General features: G+C 57.6%; 1 rRNA gene. It reads left to right on the top strand.

The features are described 5' to 3' along the window. Positions 1-1291: ribosomal RNA gene (locus ACRB68_RS40035) — 23S ribosomal RNA — on the top strand; the annotation flags it as partial.

The raw sequence follows: 1291 nt of genomic DNA, 5'->3' as shown, positions 1-1291 counted from the left end.
AGGGTGAGATGTGATGCCGAGCCGTTTTAGGTGAAGTGAGTGATCCCATGCTGCCGAGAAAAGCCTCTAGTGAGTGTACCGGCGGCCCGTACCCCAAACCGACTCAGGTGGTCAGGTAGAGAATACCAAGGCGATCGGGTGAACTGTGGTTAAGGAACTCGGCAAATTGCCCCCGTAACTTTGGGAGAAGGGGGGCCTCGCTTGGTGACGAGATTTACTCTCTGAGCTGGGTGGGGTCGCAGAGGCCAGGGGGAAGCGACTGTTTACTAAAAACACAGGTCCGTGCTAAGTCGTAAGACGCTGTATACGGACTGACGCCTGCCCGGTGCCGGAACGTTAAGAGGACCGGTTAGAAGGACTTGTTCCTTCGAAGCTGAGAATCTAAGCGCCGGTAAACGGCGGTGGTAACTATAACCATCCTAAGGTAGCGAAATTCCTTGTCGGGTAAGTTCCGACCTGCACGAATGGCGTAACGACTTCCCCGCTGTCTCAACCACAGGCCCGGCGAAATTGCAGTACGAGTAAAGATGCTCGTTTCGCGCAGCAGGACGGAAAGACCCCGGGACCTTCACTACAGCTTGGCATTGGCGCCTGAAGCGTCTTGTGTAGGATAGGTGGGAGACTGTGAAGCCGGCACGCCAGTGCTGGTGGAGTCATTGGTGAAATACCACTCTGGTCGTTTTGAGCGTCTAACCCGCACCCGTGGATCCGGGTGGGGGACAGTGCCTGGTGGGTAGTTTAACTGGGGCGGTTGCCTCCCAAAGAGTAACGGAGGCGCCCAAAGGTTCCCTCAGCCTGGTTGGCAATCAGGTGGCGAGTGCAAGGGCACAAGGGAGCTTGACTGTGAGACGGACGTGTCGAGCAGGTGCGAAAGCAGGGCCTAGTGATCCGGCACCTACGTGTGGAAGTGGTGTCGCTCAACGGCTAAAAGGTACCCCGGGGATAACAGGCTGATCTTCCCCAAGAGTCCATATCGACGGGATGGTTTGGCACCTCGATGTCGGCTCGTCGCATCCTGGGGCTGGAGTAGGTCCCAAGGGTTGGGCTGTTCGCCCATTAAAGCGGCACGCGAGCTGGGTTTAGAACGTCGCGAGACAGTTCGGTCCCTATCCGCTGCGCGCGTAGGAGAATTGAGAGGATCTGTCCCTAGTACGAGAGGACCGGGACGGACGAACCTCTGGTGTGCCAGTTGTCCCGCCAGGGGCACGGCTGGTTGGCTACGTTCGGTAGGGATAACCGCTGAAAGCATCTAAGCGGGAAGCCTGCCTCAAGATGAGTTCTCCCTCCCACT

It is taken from the genome of Actinomadura macrotermitis (genome assembly GCF_009604375.1).
GTDB classification, from domain to species: domain Bacteria; phylum Actinomycetota; class Actinomycetes; order Streptosporangiales; family Streptosporangiaceae; genus Spirillospora; species Spirillospora macrotermitis.
This window is presented reverse-complemented; position numbering and strand designations above follow the sequence as displayed.